15 protein-coding genes, 1 tRNA gene and 1 pseudogene are annotated in these 23,127 nt (G+C 28.3%); 6 read left to right on the forward strand and 11 right to left on the reverse strand.

Features of this window, described 5'->3' with window-relative positions; all coding sequences use genetic code 11:
* Nucleotides 1–29: 29 nt before the first annotated feature.
* The 5 genes from KQ44_RS05420 to KQ44_RS05440 all read right to left on the reverse strand — a co-directional run bounded on the left by KQ44_RS05420 (nt 30) and on the right by KQ44_RS05440 (nt 9,595).
* Nucleotides 30–2,597 carry an ankyrin repeat domain-containing protein gene (locus KQ44_RS05420; RefSeq protein WP_096736556.1) on the reverse strand — a complete coding sequence of 856 codons (2,568 nt, stop codon included), beginning with the start codon at nt 2,595–2,597 and terminating at the stop codon, nt 30–32.
* Nucleotides 2,598–2,688: 91 nt separating this feature from the next.
* Nucleotides 2,689–4,116 (reverse strand): ankyrin repeat domain-containing protein, encoded by a 1,428-nt coding sequence (locus tag KQ44_RS05425; protein ID WP_096736557.1) that lies wholly within the window; start codon nt 4,114–4,116, stop codon nt 2,689–2,691.
* Between the two features lie 67 nt (nt 4,117–4,183).
* Nucleotides 4,184–7,117: an LPS-assembly protein LptD gene (locus KQ44_RS05430; protein WP_096736558.1), complete on the reverse strand. Its 2,934-nt coding sequence runs from the start codon at nt 7,115–7,117 to the stop codon at nt 4,184–4,186.
* A 32-nt stretch (nt 7,118–7,149) separates the two neighbouring features.
* Nucleotides 7,150–8,340: a tyrosine--tRNA ligase gene (tyrS, locus tag KQ44_RS05435; protein ID WP_096736559.1), complete on the reverse strand. Its 1,191-nt coding sequence runs from the start codon at nt 8,338–8,340 to the stop codon at nt 7,150–7,152.
* A gap of 175 nt (nt 8,341–8,515) precedes the next feature.
* Nucleotides 8,516–9,595, reverse strand: a complete 1,080-nt coding sequence (locus KQ44_RS05440; RefSeq protein ID WP_096736560.1) for a Xaa-Pro peptidase family protein — start codon at nt 9,593–9,595, stop codon at nt 8,516–8,518.
* Between the two features lie 538 nt (nt 9,596–10,133).
* Here KQ44_RS05440 and KQ44_RS05445 point away from each other — a divergent pair.
* The 3 genes from KQ44_RS05445 to KQ44_RS05455 all read left to right on the forward strand — a co-directional run bounded on the left by KQ44_RS05445 (nt 10,134) and on the right by KQ44_RS05455 (nt 12,404).
* Nucleotides 10,134–10,574 carry a type II 3-dehydroquinate dehydratase gene (locus tag KQ44_RS05445; protein ID WP_096736561.1) on the forward strand — a complete coding sequence of 147 codons (441 nt, stop codon included), beginning with the start codon at nt 10,134–10,136 and terminating at the stop codon, nt 10,572–10,574.
* Between the two features lie 18 nt (nt 10,575–10,592).
* Nucleotides 10,593–11,708, forward strand: a complete 1,116-nt coding sequence (locus KQ44_RS05450; RefSeq protein ID WP_096736562.1) for an aminopeptidase P family protein — start codon at nt 10,593–10,595, stop codon at nt 11,706–11,708.
* Between the two features lie 90 nt (nt 11,709–11,798).
* Nucleotides 11,799–12,404: an HNH endonuclease family protein gene (locus tag KQ44_RS05455; protein WP_096736563.1), complete on the forward strand. Its 606-nt coding sequence runs from the start codon at nt 11,799–11,801 to the stop codon at nt 12,402–12,404.
* Nucleotides 12,405–12,677: 273 nt separating this feature from the next.
* Here KQ44_RS05455 and mltG read toward each other — a convergent pair whose 3' ends face one another.
* The 6 genes from mltG to KQ44_RS14410 form a co-directional block, all read right to left on the reverse strand.
* The gene (gene mltG / locus KQ44_RS05465; RefSeq protein WP_096736564.1) at nt 12,678–13,685 is read right to left on the reverse strand and encodes an endolytic transglycosylase MltG; all 1,008 of its coding nucleotides are present in this window, start codon (nt 13,683–13,685) and stop codon (nt 12,678–12,680) included.
* Nucleotides 13,686–13,759: 74 nt separating this feature from the next.
* A complete protein-coding gene (gene hisS / locus KQ44_RS05470) occupies nt 13,760–15,007 on the reverse strand; it encodes a histidine--tRNA ligase (protein ID WP_096736565.1) in 1,248 nt (415 codons plus the stop codon).
* Nucleotides 15,008–15,037: 30 nt separating this feature from the next.
* The gene (locus tag KQ44_RS05475; protein ID WP_096736566.1) at nt 15,038–17,056 is read right to left on the reverse strand and encodes a hypothetical protein; all 2,019 of its coding nucleotides are present in this window, start codon (nt 17,054–17,056) and stop codon (nt 15,038–15,040) included.
* 139 nt (nt 17,057–17,195) lie between these two features.
* Nucleotides 17,196–19,013, reverse strand: a complete 1,818-nt coding sequence (gene selB, locus KQ44_RS05480) for a selenocysteine-specific translation elongation factor (RefSeq protein WP_096736567.1) — start codon at nt 19,011–19,013, stop codon at nt 17,196–17,198.
* Nucleotides 19,014–19,220: 207 nt separating this feature from the next.
* Nucleotides 19,221–20,576, reverse strand: a complete 1,356-nt coding sequence (selA, locus tag KQ44_RS05485; RefSeq protein WP_096736568.1) for an L-seryl-tRNA(Sec) selenium transferase — start codon at nt 20,574–20,576, stop codon at nt 19,221–19,223.
* Between the two features lie 113 nt (nt 20,577–20,689).
* A tRNA-Sec gene (locus tag KQ44_RS14410) sits at nt 20,690–20,779 on the reverse strand.
* Nucleotides 20,780–21,324: 545 nt separating this feature from the next.
* Between KQ44_RS14410 and nadD the strand changes: the two genes are divergently transcribed.
* The 3 genes and pseudogenes from nadD to KQ44_RS05500 all read left to right on the forward strand — a co-directional run.
* A complete protein-coding gene (nadD, locus tag KQ44_RS05490) occupies nt 21,325–21,906 on the forward strand; it encodes a nicotinate (nicotinamide) nucleotide adenylyltransferase (RefSeq protein ID WP_096736569.1) in 582 nt (193 codons plus the stop codon).
* Nucleotides 21,907–21,933: 27 nt separating this feature from the next.
* Nucleotides 21,934–22,833 carry an ABC transporter substrate-binding protein gene (locus KQ44_RS05495; protein ID WP_096736570.1) on the forward strand — a complete coding sequence of 300 codons (900 nt, stop codon included), beginning with the start codon at nt 21,934–21,936 and terminating at the stop codon, nt 22,831–22,833.
* A gap of 52 nt (nt 22,834–22,885) precedes the next feature.
* A pseudogene (locus KQ44_RS05500) lies at nt 22,886–23,127 on the forward strand (hypothetical protein); the annotation flags it as partial.

Here is a 23,127-nt window from a genome sequence, read left to right on the forward strand (position 1 = left end):
TAATATAAAGTCAATAATAAACAATTATTTCAGCTAGCAATATCAGTTGGAGTTAATCCCGCATTATTTTTTATATCAGTTTTAGCTCCTCTTTGTATAAGCAACCCAATAGTAGAAGAATATCCATTTTCACAAGCACAATGCAAAGGAGTGTTTCCCTCATTATCTCTAGCATTAATACTCAAAAATGTATTAGATAAATAATATGATATAGCTTCATCATTCCCATACAAAGCAGCAAAATGGATAACTGTTCTTCCGCTTAAAGATTTTTCTCTTGTAAGAGAGGGATCTTTTGTAAGTAAAAAGTGTATCATATTAGCATCAGAAAAAGCTGAAGCATAAAATAAACTGCAGTATCCATTATAATCTCTTTTTCTAGTGTCTGCACCGCTTTCTATAAGCATATTTACAGCATTAGTGTTTCCTTTATATACAGCATACTGTAATGGAGTTGTACCATTAAATAATACTTCTCCGCTGAAATTTTTTCCTTTAACAGAATATATGTTGGTATAATTATTAAGAGGCATTTCTATATCTATAATATTGCTATAGCTTAAAAGAACCTTCATAACTTCAAGTCTGTCATAATTAATAGCATAAAGCAAAGGAGTAAAACCTTCTTCATTTCTTGAGTTTATATTAATACCATTTGAAACAGATTTTAATACATCAGAAACATTGTTATTATATATAGCTTCAAATAAAGGCTTGCTTGCATTATAATACTCTGAATAATCATCATCTCTATCATCTTCTGCATAATCATCAGAATTATCATCTGAAATACCTTCATCACTGTACTCGTATATCAAGTCATCGGCAAAAGTATTGGCATTAACTGCTTTAACATTATCAAATGTACTCTCATTATTAATGCTGTTAGTATACTGTATATCATCATAATATAAAGTTTCAGAAGAATAATTAGTATTTATATTATTATTTTGATTAAAATTAGTATTATTATATTCTATATTGTTATTTGTATTTATCTTATTATTTGTATCATTACTTATAATACCCTCTATACTCTCAATGCCATCTATATATAATAAATCAGAGGCAGTTTTTCCATCATAATTTTTTATAGTATAATCAGCACCTTTTAAGAGTAAAAATCTGTATGTATTAGTATTATGATTTTTTACAGCCAAATGCAAAGGAGTATTACCATCAATATTTTGTACATTTATATTTATAGGAGTTCTATTTATAAGTGCACTCAAAGTATTAGTATTTCCTAATAATGCTGCATTATGTAAAGGAGTATCACCATATATATCAACAACTCTATAAGAATTACTTGAATAATTTAAAAGTGTATCAATAACTTCTGCATTTCCATAACTTGCTGCATACATTAAAGCATTATTTCCTAAACTGTCTTTTCTGTTTATATCAGCTCCATGTTTTAGAAGAGTATTTATTATATTAGTATTTCCTTCGAATATGGCATACTGCAAAGGACTAGCATCTCCCAAATATACATTACCTGTGAACTCTGCCCTGCTTTCATTAAAATATAAATCATCTCTTGGTATAAAACTAGTTTCTATATTAATAATATTTGTATTATTCATTCTATATTTTAAAAGTTCATTAACCATATCATCTTTACCAAGATGTATAGCATAAGTAAGAGGAGTTTCATATGCTGTAATTACAGAGTTCATATTAAAATTAGAATACATCATTATATTTCTTAAAGCATTAGTGTCTGATGTACTAATAATTTCTGCAATAAACATATTTCCTTCATAAGTATTTGTAAATGAATTATTATTTTCTTCATTGTTATCAGCATCTAAATCGACAGCAGAGCTTCCTCCAGATAAAATATATTCAGGCTTAACTCCGTAGTTATCTCCTATATCTTTATTAGCACCAAGTTTTATAAGTAGATTATATGCCTCTCTTTTTCCATAATAAGCAGCATAATATAAAGCACTACATCCGTTTATATCTCTGTCATTAATATTCATATCAACATTTTTAATTAAAAAATTAATAGTTTCTAAATTATTAAGAGATGCAGCATAATGAAGCCCATTAATATTACCATTATTGTTTTTATCATTTACCAAAGTTCTATCTTTTACAAGAAGCATTCTTATAATATTACCGTTTCCAAAACCGCATGCATATAAAAATACAGGAGTTCCTTCATTATCTCTAGCTTTAACATTAGCATTTCTATCTATTAGCTGTTTAACTATTCTCGCATTTCCTTTAAATATAGCAAACATTAAAGGAGTAGCACCTCCTATATTAAAGCTGTCTCCTTCATATCTATTTATGTACGGATAATCTGCAAAATCGTCTGGAAGTTTATATTCAATATTAACTTCGTTGTACTCAAGCAATACCCTTACAGCTCTTTCATTACCGCATTCAATAGCATACAAAAGTGGAGTTAATCCTCTTTCATTTGTAGCATTGAAATTAATTTTGTACCTCAAAATATTTTTTAATTGAGCTTCATATTTATTTTCTTTCACAGCATTAAAAAACTCTTCTTCCTTTGAAGTAAGAGCAAAAATATCCATGTACAAACAAATTAAAAGTACGGCTGCATATAATACTTTTTTCATAATAAAATTAAGTTCCTCCAATACTAAGCAATAAATCAAGTAAACATAATTATATATTAATAACTTATTAATAACAATAAACAATTATCTTTTATTTCAAAACATCAGCAGGTTTTAATCCCTCATTATTTGCTATATTTTTATCAGCTCCCAATCTTAAAAGCAAATTATACGCATCCCTTTTATTGTTTGCCGCAGCATAATAAAGAGCAGTCCAGCCGTCATCATCTTTTGCATTAATATCCACTTTCAGACGGCTTACCAAATATCCAATATTCTCTAAATTATCATAAACTACAGCCATATGAAGAGCTGTAACATTATTTTTTGTTTTACTATTAACGAGATTTTTATTTTTAGATAATATGCTTCTTAAAATAGACGTATTTCCAAAAGCAGCTGCATATAAAAAAGTACTCCAACCCTCTTCGTCAACAGCATTAACATCAGCACCTTTTCTTATAAGAGCATTTACTATTTTACTGCTGCCGTTACTTTTAAATATAGCATAAATAAGAGGAGTTGCTTTACCTATATATACAGCATCATTTGAATCATCTCCCAAATGAGTAAAATAACCTTCTGGAAGTGTAGATTCCAAATTAATATTTCTATTTGCAATAAGTGTGTTCAAAGAATCTATACTATTATTTTTTATAGCCAAATGCAAAGCACTTAAACCGTATCCATCTTTAGCATTAATATTAGCACCTCTGTTTATAAGAGCTCTAATAGTTTTATAATCATCAATTTCTATAGCTTTAAATAACTCAATATCAATATCTCTAAGTTCATTATTTTCTTCTTCTATAGTTCTGGTTAAAACAGTTTCTGGAAGCACATTATTATTATCTGAAATAGTACTGTCAGCACCAAGCATTATAAGCAAATTATAAGCCTCCATATTTTTAGAATTGGCTGCATAATAGAGTGCTGTCCATCCGTCAATATCTCTAGCATTAATATCTATATTTGAATTGGTACATAAATACATTATAGCTTCAAGATTATTATAATCGCTTGCCGCATGAAGAGGCGTTACATTAAACTCTGTTTTTGTATCAAGCAAACTACTGTCTTTTTCTGCCAATAATGATAATGTATACAAATCTGAAAAAGCTGCTGCATACATTACACTGTTCCAAGTTTTAAAATCTTTTACACACAAATCGGCACCATTCTCTATTAAGAATTCTGTTATATCTCTGTTGTTTTTATATATAGAATAAAGCAAAGGAGTAGCTCCTCCCAAATTATCCTCATAATTATCAGGAAGTTTTGTATTAATATCAGCATTATTGCTTATAATCGTTTTTATATATTCCAAATCATTATTATCAATTGCATCATACATATCAGCATATTCTATACTATTTGTAACTTTATTATCATCTAAAACATCATAATAATAATCATTTTCTAAAACTTCATCATCTTCAATAATGTTATCAATATTATCAGTATCTTGTCCGTAAATAAATACACTAAAAACAAATAAAATAATCAAAATATTTTTCATAATAATAACTCTCAGATATATACTGTATTATAAAACAATTCTAAATAATATAAGTAATAAAAATATACTATTGAGTAGCTGCACTATCCTGCAAATCAGTGATTGTACTATTAAGATTATATTCTTTTCTAGGAAGCCCGACATTAGGAAAGTCAGTAAGAGTAAACTCAATCCAAAACTCTTTATCCCAATAAATCCCTTTTACAGAACCTGATGTAATGTCTGAAGGAAGTGTTGAAGGTCTTACTGCAAATGTAGCAAGAATCTGCCATCCGTCTAATTCATGCCAAATGCTTGCCTCTATCGATTTTAATTTAAATAAACTATCCGTACGTTTCTGAGAATCTGAAAAATTAAATGAGTTAACAATATCCCAAAAAGGATTAACCCAAGTTTCATTTTCTTTTTCAGCATATGACTTTATATATCTGTATGCTTTTTCATTAGCACTAGTAGTAGCTATTCTAAATCTCCACTGATCCAAAACTTGAAGTTCTATACCAAAGGTAAATGCTGCTGTATTGTATCTGTAATTAATAAAATCATGAGTAAAAGAAAAACCAAAATATAAATTGAAATCATTAATGATACCGTCAAAAAAAGGTTTTTTATTATTCTTTATTAATATCCAGTCAGTTATTTTTCCAAGAGGTATTGGGAAATGAAAATAAGAATTAATACGATTAACTGTCAAATTAGTACCTAGTAAATTTCTTGATATATCATATGATATGTAAGACTGATTATATAGAAGCCTAGCCGAAGCTCCAACTTCAGTAGTAAGCATTTTATTAGTAGAAAACTCTACCTGATAAGTTCTAGTTTCAGAGTTGTATGTAGGTATAAAATCATAACCAGTTCTTATAGAAGATTCCAAATTAAGATTTAAATCTGGTATAAAGAATAAACTATATCCTGTACCTCCTAGCGTAAACTTTGTAGTAAAATTATGATTATTAAACTCCCCCACCTGAGAACCAATAGCATCAGTATCTATATATTTTTCTTTAAATCTATAATTTAATGTATAAGTGGTATCCCATCTTACTGTAGGCTCAAAGTAATGTGTAAAATTATATGGTAAAATACTATACGGCAAAAATATAGAAAAATTCATTCCAGTTCCTAATCCCAAATAAGTATTATCCTTATCATAAATCAAATCTTCAGCCGTAGCATCAATACTATTTTGATATGAATACTCCATATTAACACTAGGAACAAATCTAATAAAATCATTAGTAAAATTTCTTGATAAAGAACCGTACAAATTTAAATTATTTCTTTCAGCAAGTTTATCATTAAGCTGTTCGTCCAACATAGGATTATTATAAAAAGCAATACCTTCAGAGGTTTTATAGTCAATAGTATGATTATAATTAGCCCTCAAACTATAATCGAGATTAAGACCAGGGAAATAATATGAAGTTTCATCTCCGAAGACAGAACTATAACTAGCCTCAACTGAAGGTAAAATAAGTTTATAAGGTTTAGGCATATAGTAGTCAAAATTTGTATTAACATCTACTGAAATATTTCTTACAGCCTGCAAATCCCATTCAGCACCAACTTTTAAATTAACTCCATAAATATTATTATTAACATACACTGAATTTTCTGTATAATATTCAGGGTAGCTGTCTCCTATATCCTGCAGATTACCTGTAACAGATGTAAAGAATGTAAGTATATCAAACTGCCCTCTTTGATTATAAAAGTCAGATTTAAAATACAAATCACTATTTAAATTAAGTTTTCCAGTAATATAACTATTAATATTTTGACTGCTATATAACTGAATGGTATGATCATATTGAAATTTATATCTAGGTACAAACTTACCTCCTTCCCCTGAAGCAAAATAGTTAACATACCTTGTACCATAACCTATACTGGAAGTAATATAAGAATCAAGTAAATAATATTGTCTTCCTAAAGCAAACATGGCATCTAATGACAAATCCTGATACTGACTGGTATATCTTATCTCATCGCCTATAAGAAAACCCAATTTTTGATATGCATCAAATCTTATTTTATGCTGTACCCCGTATAAATTAAATATCTTATAATTTTGAATATAAACACCTTCTCTCAAAGATTCTCCAAAAGAAGATATTATGCCAGTACCCATATAGTTTTGCAAAAACAGCGGAAAATAAAATACAGGCTGACGGCCTACTCTATAAATGCTGTTAAAAACCATCATCTTCTTATCGTCCCAAAGATAAACCCTACTTGTTAAAAAGTCATGGGCTACTGGGGTAAGACGCGAAAAACTTACACTGCTGTTTTCAGCAAAGAAATCTTGATCATTAAACTTTATTATACGTCCTTCAACGGTAAAGCTCATAAACTTAGTACCGCCTCCAAAAAGAACGCCTTTTTTATTCTCTCTGTTGAGCATAAACCACTCGCCATGAAGAGTGGTTTCTCCAGACTCTACCCTTAAATTTCCTGCGGCAAATACCTCCCCAGTTTTTAAACTATATACAACCCTATCTGCAATTAATGTATTATTATACATTCTCATAGTTACATTGCCGTATAATGATATAAGCTCTTCTTCTGCCTCTTTTATCTCATAACGTTCTACAAAATCTGCCCCTATAAGTTCTACCTGAGCACCACCTGTATTTATAGTATTTCTTGCTACTTCTTTTATCTGATCTTTATCAGTTATAACCTCCTGTTTTATATTAACCTGTCTTTCTATAATTCTAGCTCTTAAAGTAGATTCTGTATCATAAGGATAAATTTCTATATTATTAACTCTGGCATATTCCTGAAGTACATAATACGGTGTAAAGTTTACCAAATTTATAAAGGATATAGGATTCTTTTTAGCATCAAATTTATTTACCTGCATTATTGCACTTTCGCCTACATTATTTGCGGCAGTATTATTTACATTATTATTGGTATTTTGAGCATTAGTATCTTGTGCATACAAACATACATTAAATATTAATGTAAATAAAAGCAAAATTAAAATCCGCATTATATCCTCTAAAATTTATCTAAAGCTTTTGTTTAAGAAAATTTAATTTTAAAGAAATTGCGTTTTCCAACTTTTAAAATACCCTCTTTAGAAACTAAAGAATTTATATCATTAATTTTTTCATTGTCCAAACTAACACTTCCCTGAGAAATAAGTCTTTTTAAATTAGATTTACTTTCTGAAGGCATACAAACATACAATATATTTAAAATATTATCATCTTTACTAACTGACACTTCATCAATTTCATCAGGAAGTCCCTTTGAACTAAATATTCTTTTAAACTCATCTTCAGCATTATTGGCTTCTTCTTCACCATGATATATTTTAACAATTTCTTTTGCTAATATTCCTTTAATATTTCTAGGATTTTCTCCATTTTCCATAGATTTAATATAATTTTTTATATCTTCTATAGGTATATCAGTAAGAAGCTCCATATATTTAGAAATCAAATTATCTGGTATACTCATAGCCTTTCCGTACATATCTTTAGCACTATCATATATACCAATATAATTACCAAGAGATTTACTCATTTTCTCCACACCGTCAAGACCTTCTAATAAAGGAACAGTTATAACAGCCTGAGGAGATAATCCGTACTCCTTCATCAAAGTTCTTCCTACAAGCAGATTAAATTTCTGATCATTTCCTCCAAGCTCAACATCACATTCTAAAGCAACAGAGTCATACCCCTGAGCTAAAGGATACAAAAACTCCATAATGCTTATAGGCTGTCCGTTTTTATATCTCTTAGAAAAATCATCTCTTTCTATCATTTGAGCTACTGTATATCTTGAAGTTAATCCTAGTACATCAGCAAAACTCATTTTCTCAAGCCATTTAGAATTAAACTCTACTATAGTTTTTTCTGGGTCTAAAATTTTAAAAACCTGCTGTTTATAAGTTTCAGCATTTTTTAATACATCTTCCAAAGTAAGTCTAGGTCTTGTTTTAGTTTTTCCAGAAGGATCACCTATTCTTCCAGTAAAATCCCCTATTAAAAATACTACTTTATGACCTAATAACTGAAAATGTCTCATCTTTCTTAAAAGTACAGTATGTCCTAAGTGTATATCTGGTGCTGTAGGATCGAACCCAGCTTTTACTGTTAACTGTTTTCCGCTTTTTAATTTTTCTTTTATTTCTTCAAGTCCTATAGCTTCGCTTATACCGCGTGTAATTAATTCTATAGATTCTTCTACAGTGTATTTTTCCATAATGACTAACCCTTTTATAAATAAAAAATATTATTATACAGATACTAATAATAATGTAAATTTTAATTAAAGTCAAATATCATTTTTTATTATGTTAATTTTATACTAATAAAATGACAATCATAAAAAAATAATAAAGTTTAAGCAAATTAATGTATTACTGTATCAACAATCATTATTTTATAATCATTTCTTTAGTAAAACTATTTAAATTTTTATGCCCATCTTTAGTTACAAGTATTAAATCTTCTATTCTAACACCTATATTTTTATCCTTACAATAAATACCAGGCTCTATAGAAAATATCATACCCTCTTTAAGATTAGCATGATGAATAGAGCTTACATCACCATATTCATGAACATCCATACCTATACAATGACCAGTTCTGTGAGTAAAATATTCTCCGTATCCATTTTCTGTTATATAAGAACGTGCCTCATTATCTATATCTGAAAATTTTAATCCTTCTTTTACTTTATCAATAGCTCTTTCATTTGCAGTTTTTACTATATTGTAAATATTTTTAGCCTCTTCATTAGGCTCTCCAAAAAATATAGTCCTTGTCATATCAGAACAATATCCGTCATATATACAGCCCATATCTATAACCAAGCAGCCTTTATCACCTATAACAGTATCTCCAGTAGAATAATGCGGATTTGCTGCATTGGCTCCAAAAGCTATAATAGGTTCAAATGAAAAGCCAGCATCATCTGCCCCATTTCTTTTATATATAAGTTTTAATTCTTCCAAAACATCAATTTCTTTCATACCTGCTTGAGCAAAATTAATAATATCATTCATACTTTTATCATTAATTTCAGAGGCTTTAATCATCTTTTTTATTTCGTCTTCATCTTTCTGCATTCTTACATAGTCTATACAGCTTGACGCATTTAAATAACTTTCTGCAATATTAAGCTCCATCATCTCAAGCAAAAAATTGGACGTCATTACCTTATCTATTCCTAGATTCTTGTCTTTACGAACAAACTTTGATAATTTCTTTACAGCACTTTCAGTATCAGAATAATATAAAATATCTATATCATTATTATTTAATGGAAAAAGCTGATTATTGATAAGACGAACTTCATTATTCTGATTAATATAAAGACCCAAAAATCTCTCTCCAGAATGTATATTGATATTAGTTAAATAATATATTGACATTCTGTCTGTTATAACAAACTGATAAATATTTTTTTCTTTCATAGAGTTAATAACTCTTTTTAATCTATTAATATTCATAATAATTCCTTATTATTCATTTAAAAATTGAAAAATATTATATATTGTAATATATTATTTGTATATACTTGAACAATTTTATTTTGTCATTTGGTACACATTATAAAGAATTATAACTTTTTCCGCATAAAAAGTTTTTATCCTTCGGATACGCCTCACGAAAAATGCAATTACTAGAACTTTATATTTTTAAATATGTATTATATGTATGATAATATCTAAAATTTAGGCTAAAAATGCAGTTCTTTTGGTTATTTTATACCACGCCACGGGCGGACAGACGTCATAAAAGAACTGAGGTGCTAGGCCCCCTGCAAATATTTTAAATTAAAAAAATTAATTTTTGACAAATTATAGTCGTTTAGGTATATAACTTTTTTATGCATAATAAATAAACAAACTTAAATAAATTAATATCATGATAAAAAACTATAACAATTATGTTTTTCAAATTAACATAACACAATTATGATATTTGATTTTTTTTGTAATAGGTATATTATTAGTACAAATTAAAATTCTTTATAAAAAGGCTTATATGAATATATTAGTTATCAACGGTCCTAATACAAATATGCTTGGTGCCGCACAAACTGAAATTTTTGGAAATATAACACTAGGCGATATTGAAAAAAAAATTAAAGAAGCAGCATTGGGAAGTGCTAAAGTATCATTTTTTCAGTCAAACCATGAAGGTGCTATAATAGACAGAATACATAGAGCTTATGATGAAAGTATAGACTACATCATCATAAATGCAGGAGCTTATGCTAATACTTCTATAGCAATAAGAGATGCATTCCTTGCTACAAATATACCTTTTGTAGAAGTTAGTATGAGAAATGTTCATGCTTCTGAAAGTTACAGAGCTAAAAGTTATTTATCTGATATAGCGTTAGGTGTAATTACAGGTTTTGGAGATAATAGTTACATATTGGCTTTGGCTCATTTGCTGTCTATACAAAAAAGAAATGATTAATATAAACGGAGTTTGAAAATGTGTAAATTGACTTTAAATGAAAGTGGGGAAAACAAAAAATTTGATTATGATTCTAGGTTAAACAGATTATTAAAACTGACAAAAGAAAATTTGCTCATAACCAAAAATGAAAATATATTTTATCTTACAGGATTTAAAGGTACAGCAGGCTGGCTTCTTATTAGCAGTGGAAAAAAATATTTATTTGTAGATTCAAGATACTCTGAACATGCTACAAAAGTTACACACAAAACTACCGTTATACTTGTAGCTACTACATATGCTGATGCTTTGGCGGAGTTCTGCAAAGAAAATAATATAAAAGAAGTGTATGCTGCTAAAAGCGGACTTTATCTTTCAGAATATGAAGCTATAGTTTCTGCAATGGTTAATAGTTCTATAAAAATAGGAATAAGCAAAATAGATGTTGATGTTATAAGACAGGTAAAAGAAAAAGCTGAAATTAAAATAATAAAAGACAATTTAAACAGAGCTGAAAAAGCCATGACTAAAATGCTTGCTTTTGTAAAAGAAGGTGTAACAGAAAACGAACTTGCAGCCGAACTTGAATATCAAATGCGTAAGGAAGGCGGAGATAAAACTGCATTTGATACTATTTTGCTCTTCGGAGATAGAACTTCTCTTCCTCATGGTGTGCCTTCAGAGAGAAAATTAAAATTAGGCGATAATATACTTATGGATTTTGGTCTGTCAAAAGACGGATATAAAAGCGACATTACTAGAACATTTTTCTTCGGCAAGGGAGAGCATTTTGAAGAGATGAGTAAAATATACAATATAGTAAGAACAGCTCATCTCAAAGCAATAGAAGCTGTACACTCTGGAGTATTAGGTAAAGAAGTTGATAATGCAGCAAGAGAAATTATAAAAAAAAGCGGATACGGACAATATTTTGGACATGGACTTGGTCATAGTGTAGGTCTTGAGATACATGAATCTCCTAGACTTTCTCCTCTTGTGGACCATATACTTGACGGAGGCTCTATTGTTACTATTGAACCAGGTATATATGTTCCTAATTTGGGAGGCGTTAGAATAGAAAATATGATAATAGTTACAAAAGAAGGAGGAGTTTCTATGAATAATACTCCTACCGACCTTATAGTATTATAATAAAATATTGACTTATTCTTTTTAATATATATATTAAAACTAAATAAAAATAGTTATAATATTTTGAATCATTTTAATTAGGAAAAATATATGCCGAGAAGAAAGAAAAAATCATCGCCAATATTAATAATACTTATTATGATAATTGCATCTCTATACTATTATTACAATAATATTTATAATAAAACAGATACAGAAAAATCTCAAAAACAAACCGTAACAAGATATAATAGAGATGATTGGGGAGATTGGATTGATGAGGATAAAGACGGACTTAATACAAGATATGAGGTACTTGCAAGAGAATCGCTAATAAAGCCTGTTATATCAAATAACAGAGTTATATCTGGTAAATGGTACGATAAGTTTACAGGCAAATATTTTACTAATGCTAGAGATTTGGACATAGATCATTTAGTACCTTTAAAAAATGCCTATGAAAGCGGTGCAAGTAATTGGAGCAAAGAAAAGAAAAACGAATATTATAATTATATGAAAAATGAAAATCATTTAATAGCAGTATCAAAAGGAGCAAACCGATCTAAAGGCGATAAATCTCCAGTTGAATGGCTGCCTTCCAATGAAGAATATCAATGCGAATATGTGCGTGAATGGTATAAAATAAAAACTGATTGGGGACTTACTATAGAAGAAGGTTTTGATGAAGTTTCAAATAGAGTATGCCGAGGAAAATAATTATTATTTATCTTTATTAGCCATATAAGCAAAACTGTCAAAATATTTCATAATGCTTTCATCTGCATGAAATTCATTATCTCCAAGAAGATAATCGCATATAACCTCTCTAAGCCTTGTAAACTCTTTAATACTATGCTTTTTATATTTTGCATAATATAGTTAAATCAATTAATTCCAATGCTCTGTAAGCTGCATTTTTAGAATACTCTATATTATTTTTCTTTTTAAAACGCATTGCTATCAATACTGTCTTTTATTATAATCATAAACTTATCTCTTAAAAATATATCTGTTAATATTTTCAACATGCTCTTCATAAGTAACAGAAAAAGCATGTTTTCCAGTACCGTCAGCAACAAAGAAAATATAATCAGTATCGGCAGGATTTAAAGCAGCCTCTATTGCCTTAGCACCAGCAGAACATATAGGTCCAGGAGGAAGTCCAGTATTTTTATATGTATTATAAGGATGCTCCATACGAAGGTCTGCATATTTAAGATTAGGTTTTTCTATATAATCACCTTTTACCAAAGTCATAGCATATATTGTAGTAGGGTCTGCCTCTAATCTTTTATCAATATTCAATCTGTTGTAGTATACTGAAGATATAAGTTTAGGATCATCTAAAGGTCCCATTTCCTTTTCTACTATAGAAGCCATAGTAAGCACTTCATGAACACTTCGTCCTATATTTTTGGCTCTCTCTTCCAAATCAGGAAACTGTTTAAATAAAGAATCTATCATATATGTAACTAATACTTTTGTAGGATTGCCTTTTACTATATAGTATGTAGAAGGAAATATATATCCCTCAACACTGTCTGAAGGAATATTATATTTTTGTAGTATTTCTTTATCATGGCATACTTCTAAAAACTCTTTTTTGGTAGTAAAGCCTTGAGCTTCAAGATAAGTACCTATCTCATAGATATTTTTTCCTTCAGCAATAGTAAGTCTTACCATAGCCTGCTTACCGCTATTAAGGTGTTTCATAATATCTATCATACTCATACTTCTGTCTACCTGATAGTATCCGCTTAAAAGTTTTCTGTCGTATTTTAGATATTTAGCAAAAGCAACGAATATTTTTGAGTTTCTTATAAGCCCTTGAAGTTCTAATTTTTTAGCTATTGTAGAAGCACCTTCTCCCTGCTTTATTTCAAAATATACTTTCTCTTCATCACCGCCTACTGGACTAATCATGTATTGTATAAATGCCACAGATGAAGCTGATACTATGGCAACTAATATTATTAATATAATAAGTAATTTTTTCATAACTATTCTCTATATAAATTATTATTTTTTAGATTAAAACAGATGATTAATCTTTATGTAATAAGTTTTTAATATCATTTTATATTAGAATGTATATTATTTAATGATACTTCTTTCTCTTCACCAGTGTCCATATTTTTTAATTTACACATTCCTCTTTTCAGCTCATCTTCTCCAAGAACTAAAGCATATTTTGCATTTCTCTTATTTGCAGATTTAAACTGACTTTTTACAGACTTGCATGCAAAATCATAATCACAACTTATATTATTAGCCCTTAATGTTTGCATAACTTTCAAAACATTATTTTCAGTTTCTTTAAAAGCAACAATAAAAACATCAAGCCTATCAGTGATAATATTATTCTGACTTTCAAGCACAAGTAAAAGCCTTTCAATACCCATAGCACTTCCTACAGCAGGAACATCTTTTCCATTGTTGAAAAGACCAATCAAATTATCATATCTTCCGCCGCCAAGTATAGCACTTTGAGCACCTAATGCATTAGTCTGTACTTCAAAAGCAGTTTTTGTATAATAATCAAGACCGCGTACAAGCATATGATCAATTGTAAAGTTCTGCCCTATCCTTGTAAGCTCATCGCACAATTTATCAAAATGCTCTTTGCACTCATCACATACATAATCATAGAATTTTGGTATGTCTTTTATAGTTTCTTTGCATTTCTCATTTTTACAATCTAATATCCTTAAAATATTTCCTTCATATCTTTTTTGGCATGTTTCGCAAAGCTCATCTTTTCTGCTTCCTATAGCTTCTTTAAGAGCATTATTATAAGCTCCCTTACATTTAGAACAGCCTACAGTATTTATTAAAAGATTTACATTATCAATTCCAAACTCTTTTAACACATTTATATTAAGAAGAATTATCTCAGCATCTATTAAAGGTGAAGTTCCTCCTATACATTCTACACCGAATTGATTAAACTCTCTATATCTTCCTTTCTGCGGACGTTCGGCTCTGTACATAGTACCCAAATAAAATAATTTATTTATAGCAAACTCATTTTGCATAGAGTTTTCTACATAAGCTCTTGCTACGGATGCTGTACCTTCAGGTCTTAAAGTAAGAGAACGTCCTCCCCTATCCTCAAAGGTGAACATCTCCTTTCCTACAATATCAGTGCCCTCTCCTATTCCTCTTGTAAAAAGGTCTGTATATTCAAATAAAGGAGTTCTTATTCTTCCGTATCCGTAAAGTTTTACTATATCTTTTATCTTATTTTCTATAAACTCCAATCTTTTAGAAGAATCATAGAAAAAATCATTAGTTCCTCTTGGTTTTTTTATATCTAACATCTCAACTTATCCTAATTTTTAATTTATTATTTAATTTAAAATCTCCTGTGTTTTACTGCTTCCAGCTTTGGAAATATTTTTAGGAGGTTCATACAAAGGTTTTGAATTTTTTACTGCTCTTATACCTGTTATTTTATCTTCATAAGAAGGCATAGCGGATAAATCTTTAAACATAGTAGAAGAATAATCAAGTATTTGAGTATCTTTAGGTTTTGATGAAAGTATATTTATAAAATTATTTCTCTGAGTTTCATCAACAACACCTATTCTAGCTCTCCAATAAATAACTGTTGGGTAATATCTGTGATCTTCACTGAGAGAAGAACCTACTTCAGCAAACATTTTATCTGCTTCATATAAATCATTATATGCAAATAAACTAACAGCACCCAAATAAAGTCTTGTTCTCATTAAAAGATTAGAATTATCTTTTTTATTGTATGCAAATGTTAAGTCAGATTTTGACTGAGCTGCAAACTCTGCCGATTTTCTGCCCTCATTTAAAAATCTTGAGTAATAAGCAACGCCTCTGTAGTAAGTGTATTCTTCTACAGATATTCCCATATATTCATTATAAGGGTTGGTATTAAACCACTCTGTTGCCACTTTTGCAGGTCTTGATAATACTTCTCTTATTATATTTCTAGTATTTTCTGCATTACCATCGTATTTATTAGCAGGTGTGTTTTCTTTTCCTACAGTTAAAGAAACATCTTCTGCATTTTCTTTTACATTTTCCTCTTCCAATGTTTTACTGACTTCATTACTATTTGTTAAAGTTTCTTCAGCATTCTCTTTGTTTTCTTCTGAAATATTAGTATTTTCATTAGTATAATGATCTTCTATTATTATAGAAAATAAATTATATTTGTCTTTTTCTACTTTTACACTATTAGTATATAATTTATCTCCAAAAGATATATAAGCATCATATGTACCTTCTGAAACTTCTATAACAAAATTAGTAGAAATATCTGTATTAAATGAATAATCTTCTATATCCACACCTATATTTCCGTTATTAGGATTTTTATCTATTAAAATAGTTAATGGATATAATATTTTTTCTGCATCTTCACTAGGTATAACTTCTGGGTCTTCTATTACTATTTCATCAAGTATTTCTTCTTCTATAGCTGGTATTCTTCTGTTTGAAGCATTTTCAGGTGTTTTTTCCTTTTTAGCTATATCCTGAAGTTCGTCTAACTCTTTCTTTTCTTCAGGTGCCACCCTATTTTGTGCTAAATCTTCTTCATTTTTTTCTTCTATTTCTTTTTCTATATCTTCAATTTCCTTAGTAGGAGCATATCTTTCAAAAACGGCAAATTTCTCTGATGTAAATGTAGATAATCCTTCTTCTTCTGGAAGTATAGGAATAGAGTTTTTAATAAGAGTATATACGTCCATATTTGAAGTAGTCCACTCATAAACTCTTTGTGTCATATTTTCAGGAGATTTTAAATTCTTCATCATTTCAGAAATACTTTTATTATCACCAGTAAAATAATCATATATAGTATTTTCTGGATTTCTTGAAAGTATATTTAAAGTTTCATAATAGCTGCTGTATACCATAGGAGTGATATAGCTTAAATACATACTCCAATATATAGCTGTAGCATAATTAGGATTTGAAGTTTTACAGTTATCAGCATAATATTTGAATATTCTTGCTGGAAGTTCTTTATCACCAGGTAGAATAGTAAGTATGCCTCCTATGTACAAAAATGCTCTGTCATTATAAGAATAAACAGGATCATTAGGAAGTTCTAAAGCCTGTCTAAAATCACTTGCTGCTCTATTAACTTCTGTTCTTGCTGCCTTAAACTTTACAAATGACAAATATCTGCTTACTCCTCTATAAAAATCAAAAACATATCTATTAACTCCGTATTCATAAGAATAACCATTTTTCTTAAACCATTCTATAGATCTTTTAGGAGCTTTATCTTGCAAATCCTCTATATATTCTGGAAATGTTATATTATTTTGAGAGAATAAAGGCAAAGAAAATATTAATGCCAATGCAATAGAAATGAATTTTTTCATTGTTATCTCCAAATATTTTTATACTATTCGTTAAAATATCGACATCTGTTAAAAAACTTAATCATATTTTACTATAAAAAAATATAATATCAAGTATAAAAAGCACTTTGATTTTTTGATAATTATAAAAAAGTATATATCAAATTACCACCCTGTCATTACCTTGACGCTTTAGAAGTTTTTCTCTCTCCAAAGCATTTAAAAGCGGTATTACATATTTCCTTGAAAGACCTGTTTTTTCTTTGACAAAAGCTATAGTTATAATATCTTTAGGCTTAGAATTTTTCATTATTAAATTTTTTACTCTATTGTATACATCTATATGATAATATATACCATCTTCAAGATACATAGCCTGTTTAGATGCGGATAATACTTTTATATCTTTCATTCCATTAGGAAATGCCTTTATAGCCTTCTCATCTAATCCGTTTAAATCTTCTTTTTTTAACTTATCTAATAATAATTTCTGAGAATTAGTTAAATCAATACTTTGACTATATTTCTTGTATATATTATTAAAAGGCATTATGATTTTATTTTGCACTAAATAATCTATAAAAGGTTTTGTAAAGGAATTATCTATATTGAGATAATTTCTTATATCTTCAAAAGAAAACCCATCTTTTTTGGAATCTATTAATTTTTTTGACTCTTCAAGAAGATTATTTAAATAATCTTTTTTCACAAAATAATTAGATATACTTACTGCATAGTCTGGAAGTTTTCCTACAGCAATAGAATATCCATTTACTGACATAACCAAATCTGTATATATCTCTCTTTTCACTTTACCCAAAAAGTCATGGGCATTATCCATTATACTTTTTCTAATCTGAGGTGTTGTTTTAATGCCCCAAAACACATCGCCAGTACCTATTATATTACTTCCGCCATGACTTATTAATATGCCTCTCTCCTTCCAAAATACTGATATAGGATCATCAAATTTTAATCTTATAAACCTATCATCTATTTCTCTAATATCAACATCTGTTTTTATCTTTTTATCAGCATCGTTATAAACCGCCCTCTTATACATAGGTATTATCTGGGCTACCGCACATTCAGTACCTATAGCAAACTCTGCATTTTTTATCTTTTTTAAATATTCAACATCGCTGTTATGAACTAACTCTAATATTATCTCATCTGTTAAAAATACTGTTTCATCTTTATCACATAAAAGATGTCCTCTTCTAATCTCTTCTTTTTTTATATTTTTTAAATTTATAGCTATACGGGACGTTGCATATACTATTTCTCTGTCCTCATGATATGACTGAATATTTCTTATAGAAACTTCTTTTTTTGTGGGATAATGTATTAAAGTATCATCTCTTTTTATACTGCCTCCTTTAATACTTCCTGTAATAGTAAGACCAGCACCTTTTATGGAAAAAACTCTATCAACATAAATATGTGTTTTTATATCTTCTTCATATTTTTCATTAATTAATATATCTGTAACTCTTTCTTTTAATAAATCTATATTAGTACCATTTAAGGCAGAAACTTTAACTATTTCTATATCCTTATTAAATATTCTGTACAAATTCTTTTTAATATCCTCTTCGCTTTCTTTTAATTTCTCTTCATTAACTAAATCAATTTTGTTCATTACGCATATAATATTTCTTATACCAAGAGACAATGCTACTTTAGCATGTTCTTCTGTCATATTCATCCAGCCTTCACTGGCACAAACAACAAGCATAACCAAATCCAAGCTCCACATGCCAGCAACCATGTTTCTTATAAACCTTTCATGACCTGGTACATCTATTACACCAATAGTAATATCATCATTAGGCTTGAAAAAACCGAATCCCAAATCAATAGTCATTTCTCTTTTTTTCTCTTCAGGCAAACGCATCATAGCTATTCCTGTTAATGCTTTGATTAATTCGGATTTTCCATGGTCAACATGCCCTGCTGTCCCTATAATTCTGTTCATACTATAAAAACTCCTATTATTGCTGTTAAAAAATCATCAATACTAAAGTATTGAAAAGCTTGGTTCAGTTATTATTGCTTCTAATAAAAATTGTTAGATATTTACTGTCTAATAAATAAATTTACTAGACGCTCACAATATTTAGCATTATAATAATTATCTATTGCTAGTGATAAACTCATTCTTATAATACTTTCACATTAAATATTACACTGCTAAAAAATTACCATTCTTTATTTTTATTAAAACCCCTTTTACATAATCTATATCTTCATCTTTTATTGTTATAACATATATAAGTACAGAATCTTTCTTTACTTTCGGTATAATAGGCACATCTAAATTATGCATAAACTTTATTACAGCTTTTATATCCTTAGGCTTAAAACTGATTGCATAAGACGGATAAAAAGTATCAGCCATAGCTCCGCCTCCTGTTTCAACTAATTCTTCAATAACTTCAAAGCCTTCAATATTTTCTATGATTTTTAAAGCTTTTTGCTTTATGATTTCTGGTTTGACTGACAATAAAGTTTCGCAATATCCTTTGAACTGACCTTCAGTATTAAGTCTTTTTATAACACTTTTTTCTAATATAGAAAGTACAGTTTTTCCGCATCTGAAAGCCCTCATTAAGGGGTGTTTGTATATTCTCTCTATATATTCTTTCTTTCCTACTATAATTCCTGCCTGCACACTTGAAAACATTTTATCCCCAGAAAAACATACTAAATCAACTCCGCTTCTTAAAGCTGATTTTACATGTTCCTCCTCACTCATACTCTCATCAAATATTCCAGCACCTTCATCATAAACTAATGGTATATTATTTGGTATAGCGTCTCTTATCTTTTTAAATGACGGGTGCTTAACAAATCCTCGTATTTTGAAATTTGAAGCATGCACTTTAAGTATCATAGCAGTATTTTCTGTAATAGCTTCTTCATAATCTTTTATAGTTACTATGTTAGTTGTACCTATTTCTACAAGTTTAGCTCCAGCCTCCCTTAATATATCAGGTATTCTAAAACCTCCACCTATCTGAACCTGCTCTCCTCTTGAAACTATAACCTCTTTATCTTTAGCCAAAGTCTTTAATATTAAAAATACAGCCGCTGCATTATTATTAACAACCAAAGCATCTTCGGCACCAGTTAATTTTGCTAAAAGCGAATACAAAAACTCGCCTCTTATTCCTCTGCCTTCATTATTAATGTTATATTCAAGATTATTGCTGCATACATTTAAAGGCTTCACTTTATCCCAAACTTCCGCATCTATAGGAGAACGTCCCAAATTGGTATGCATAATTGTACCTGTAGCATTAATTACTCTTTTTATTGGGAGATTAGATTTCTGTTTTATTTTTTTCTCACAAAGTTTTATTATATCATCTTTGGAAGGAGAAAAATTGGGATTATTTTTTATTTCTATTCTTAGCTTTTCTAAAGTATCTCTTATAATATCTGCTATAATTGGACGTGAAAGAATTTCATAATATGGTTTTATAGAATCATGTTCTAATACGGTATTGGTTTGTACCAAGTTGAATTTATTGTTCATTATTAGCCCCTCTCTTTTTAATATAAAAAATAAAATATACTTCAAGATAAGAGACTATTTTTAATTATTAGTAGTAATTTAATCATACTATACTTTTTACAATTGCCTATTTATCGGAAGAGGCAGGAGTTGAACCTGCCAACGCTGCTATAGCGTCCAACGCTTTTGAAGAGCGCGGAGACCACCGGGCCTCATCTACCTCCAAGCAAGGTAATAATATATCATTTTTTATTTTATGTCAATTTTTTTTTTATTTATTTTATTATTAAATTTACTTTATGGTTCAATAAAATAAAATTACTGTTAATAATAGCACTTTAACATCATAAATAAAAATAAAACCAACACAAAAAATACTACTTACAGAAACTTTATTAGAACAAATACTAAAATTATATTTTTTATTCTACATAAGCAAAATTATTGTTTTTTTCACAATAATTTTACTCATATATTTTTAATAAATAATAAATATTAACTGAAAATACAATATATATATATTTTTTTTATATATACACATTTGATAATACATAAGTAATATCTTAATAACAAAAAGTTTAAGAATATTTATTATATAAAAATATACTTAAGTTTTTAATAGTATAATATTTGTAAAAATAATAGATATTTTAACTAATTACAGCAAAATAATATATTTTTTAAAACCACATGCTTTTTTATATAATATTATTGCAAATTATTTCTCTAAATATTAAAATAAGTCAAAAAATTCTAGGTTTTATATATTATGAAAATTGCTATTCTTGGAGGAACTTTTGACCCTCCTCATTTGGGACATTTAATACTAGCTGATACTGTTATAACTAACTGCAATTATGATAAAGTAATTTTTATACCAACAAAAATTCCTCCGCATAAAACTATAAGCGGAAAAGTATCAAATAATGACAGGCTAAATATGCTTAAACTTTCTATAGAAGATGATGAAAGATTTTTATTAGATGAATATGAACTTAATCATGAAGGAGTTTCATATACCATAAATACATTGAATTATCTATATAAAAATTATGATATTGAAGGAAAAATCGGTCTTATAATAGGTGCTGACCTTGTAAGAGATTTTGATAAATGGAGAGAGCCTCAAAAAATTGCTGAAATATCCGACATAATTGTTGTAAACCGAGAAGACAATAAAAATCTATATAAAGAACATATTGATAAATATAATATCAAAGTAATAATGGCTCCGCGTATAGATATATCTTCAAGTCTTATTAGAGATAGAATAAAAGAAGAAAAAGGATTTAGATACTTTGTAACAGAAAAAGTTTATGATTATATAGTATCAAAAAAATTGTATTTATAAATTAGATAATAAGATATGGGAAATAATATGAAAAATTTTAAATTAAGATTAATAATATTTTTTGTTTTTATAAATAGTCTTTATTCTCAAAAAATGTATCTCCTTAACGGACCTACTGGAATAGGTGGTTTAAAAATGATGAAGGACTATAAGCAAATAACCATAAATACTGTAAATGCCCCAAACAATATGCTTTCATTGATAGTTAAAGGCGAGGCTGATATAGCGGCAATACCTGCTAATATGGCTGCCATAATTTTTAACAGACAATTAGATTATAAAGTTATAGCCGTAATATCCGAAACAAAACTCTTTATAGTATCTGCAAATAATAAAATACAAACTATAAATGATATAAAAAATAATACTGTATACTGCGGTACTAAATTAGCTGCACCTGATTTAATGCTTCAGTACTTAATTTCAAAAGAGCAAATTCCAAATGTTAATATTAATTATTCTTTAAGCAATCCCGATTTATCAAAAGCCGTAGCCTCAAAAAATGTCGATATAGCCATACTTCCAGAGCCTTTTTTATCATCTGCAATGCTTGAAAATAAAGATGTGCATATAGTTGTTGAAATGTCAAAATATATTGATAATTACCCTGTGGCTGTACTTATAGCAAAAAATTATTTTATAAATCATAATAAAATGCTTGTAAAAGAAATATTAAATGAATATAAAAAGTCTACTGATTATATCATAAACAATAGAGAAGAAATAAAAAATCTTCTGAAAGAAAGAAACATGATAATAAATGCTGAAGCTGCATATTACGGATTAAACAGAATGGGATTAGTTTTTTATGATGGAGAGAAAATGAAATTTGCTTTAAATAGCTATTATAATTTTTTGTATAATTTTGATAATAAATTAATAGGCGGTAAAATTCCGAATGATAATTTTTATTATATAGTAAAATAAAAAATAATATAAAAGTATCAAATACAAAAATAATTTACAAGGCTTCAATAAAGTGGAAAACATTGATAAAAATAATATAAATACCAATGCTTATAAAAATATAATAAGAAACTTTAATATAGTTATAGGTATTAGCTTTATATTATTAACATCTTCTATATATATTATTTCTATATTTAGTATAAATATTCCAAAAATCAACTCTGATACCAATTTAGAATTACTAGAAACTATTTTAAGCGAGAATTTGATATTTTATATAAAAATATTTTTCTCTTTTTTAATTCCATTAAC

The sequence above is a fragment of the Brachyspira sp. G79 genome (assembly GCF_002379365.1).
GTDB lineage: Bacteria > Spirochaetota > Brachyspiria > Brachyspirales > Brachyspiraceae > Brachyspira.

Excerpts from the sequence above, each read along its gene's own strand:
- KQ44_RS05430 (WP_096736558.1), bottom strand. The coding sequence starts at position 7,117 with ATGCGGATTTTAATTTTGCTTTTATTTACATTAATATTTAATGTATGT.
- hisS (WP_096736565.1), bottom strand. The coding sequence starts at position 15,007 with ATGTTAGATATAAAAAAACCAAGAGGAACTAATGATTTTTTCTATGAT.
- KQ44_RS05495 (WP_096736570.1), top strand. The coding sequence starts at position 21,934 with ATGAAAAATTTTAAATTAAGATTAATAATATTTTTTGTTTTTATAAAT.
- selB (WP_096736567.1), bottom strand. The coding sequence starts at position 19,013 with ATGAACAGAATTATAGGGACAGCAGGGCATGTTGACCATGGAAAATCC.
- nadD (WP_096736569.1), top strand. The coding sequence starts at position 21,325 with ATGAAAATTGCTATTCTTGGAGGAACTTTTGACCCTCCTCATTTGGGA.
- KQ44_RS05445 (WP_096736561.1), top strand. The coding sequence starts at position 10,134 with ATGAATATATTAGTTATCAACGGTCCTAATACAAATATGCTTGGTGCC.
- tyrS (WP_096736559.1), bottom strand. The coding sequence starts at position 8,340 with ATGGAAAAATACACTGTAGAAGAATCTATAGAATTAATTACACGCGGT.
- KQ44_RS05475 (WP_096736566.1), bottom strand. The coding sequence starts at position 17,056 with ATGAAAAAATTCATTTCTATTGCATTGGCATTAATATTTTCTTTGCCT.
- mltG (WP_096736564.1), bottom strand. The coding sequence starts at position 13,685 with ATGAAAAAATTACTTATTATATTAATAATATTAGTTGCCATAGTATCA.
- KQ44_RS05440 (WP_096736560.1), bottom strand. The coding sequence starts at position 9,595 with ATGAATATTAATAGATTAAAAAGAGTTATTAACTCTATGAAAGAAAAA.
- KQ44_RS05420 (WP_096736556.1), bottom strand. The coding sequence starts at position 2,597 with ATGAAAAAAGTATTATATGCAGCCGTACTTTTAATTTGTTTGTACATG.
- KQ44_RS05450 (WP_096736562.1), top strand. The coding sequence starts at position 10,593 with ATGTGTAAATTGACTTTAAATGAAAGTGGGGAAAACAAAAAATTTGAT.
- selA (WP_096736568.1), bottom strand. The coding sequence starts at position 20,576 with ATGAACAATAAATTCAACTTGGTACAAACCAATACCGTATTAGAACAT.
- KQ44_RS05425 (WP_096736557.1), bottom strand. The coding sequence starts at position 4,116 with ATGAAAAATATTTTGATTATTTTATTTGTTTTTAGTGTATTTATTTAC.
- KQ44_RS05455 (WP_096736563.1), top strand. The coding sequence starts at position 11,799 with ATGCCGAGAAGAAAGAAAAAATCATCGCCAATATTAATAATACTTATT.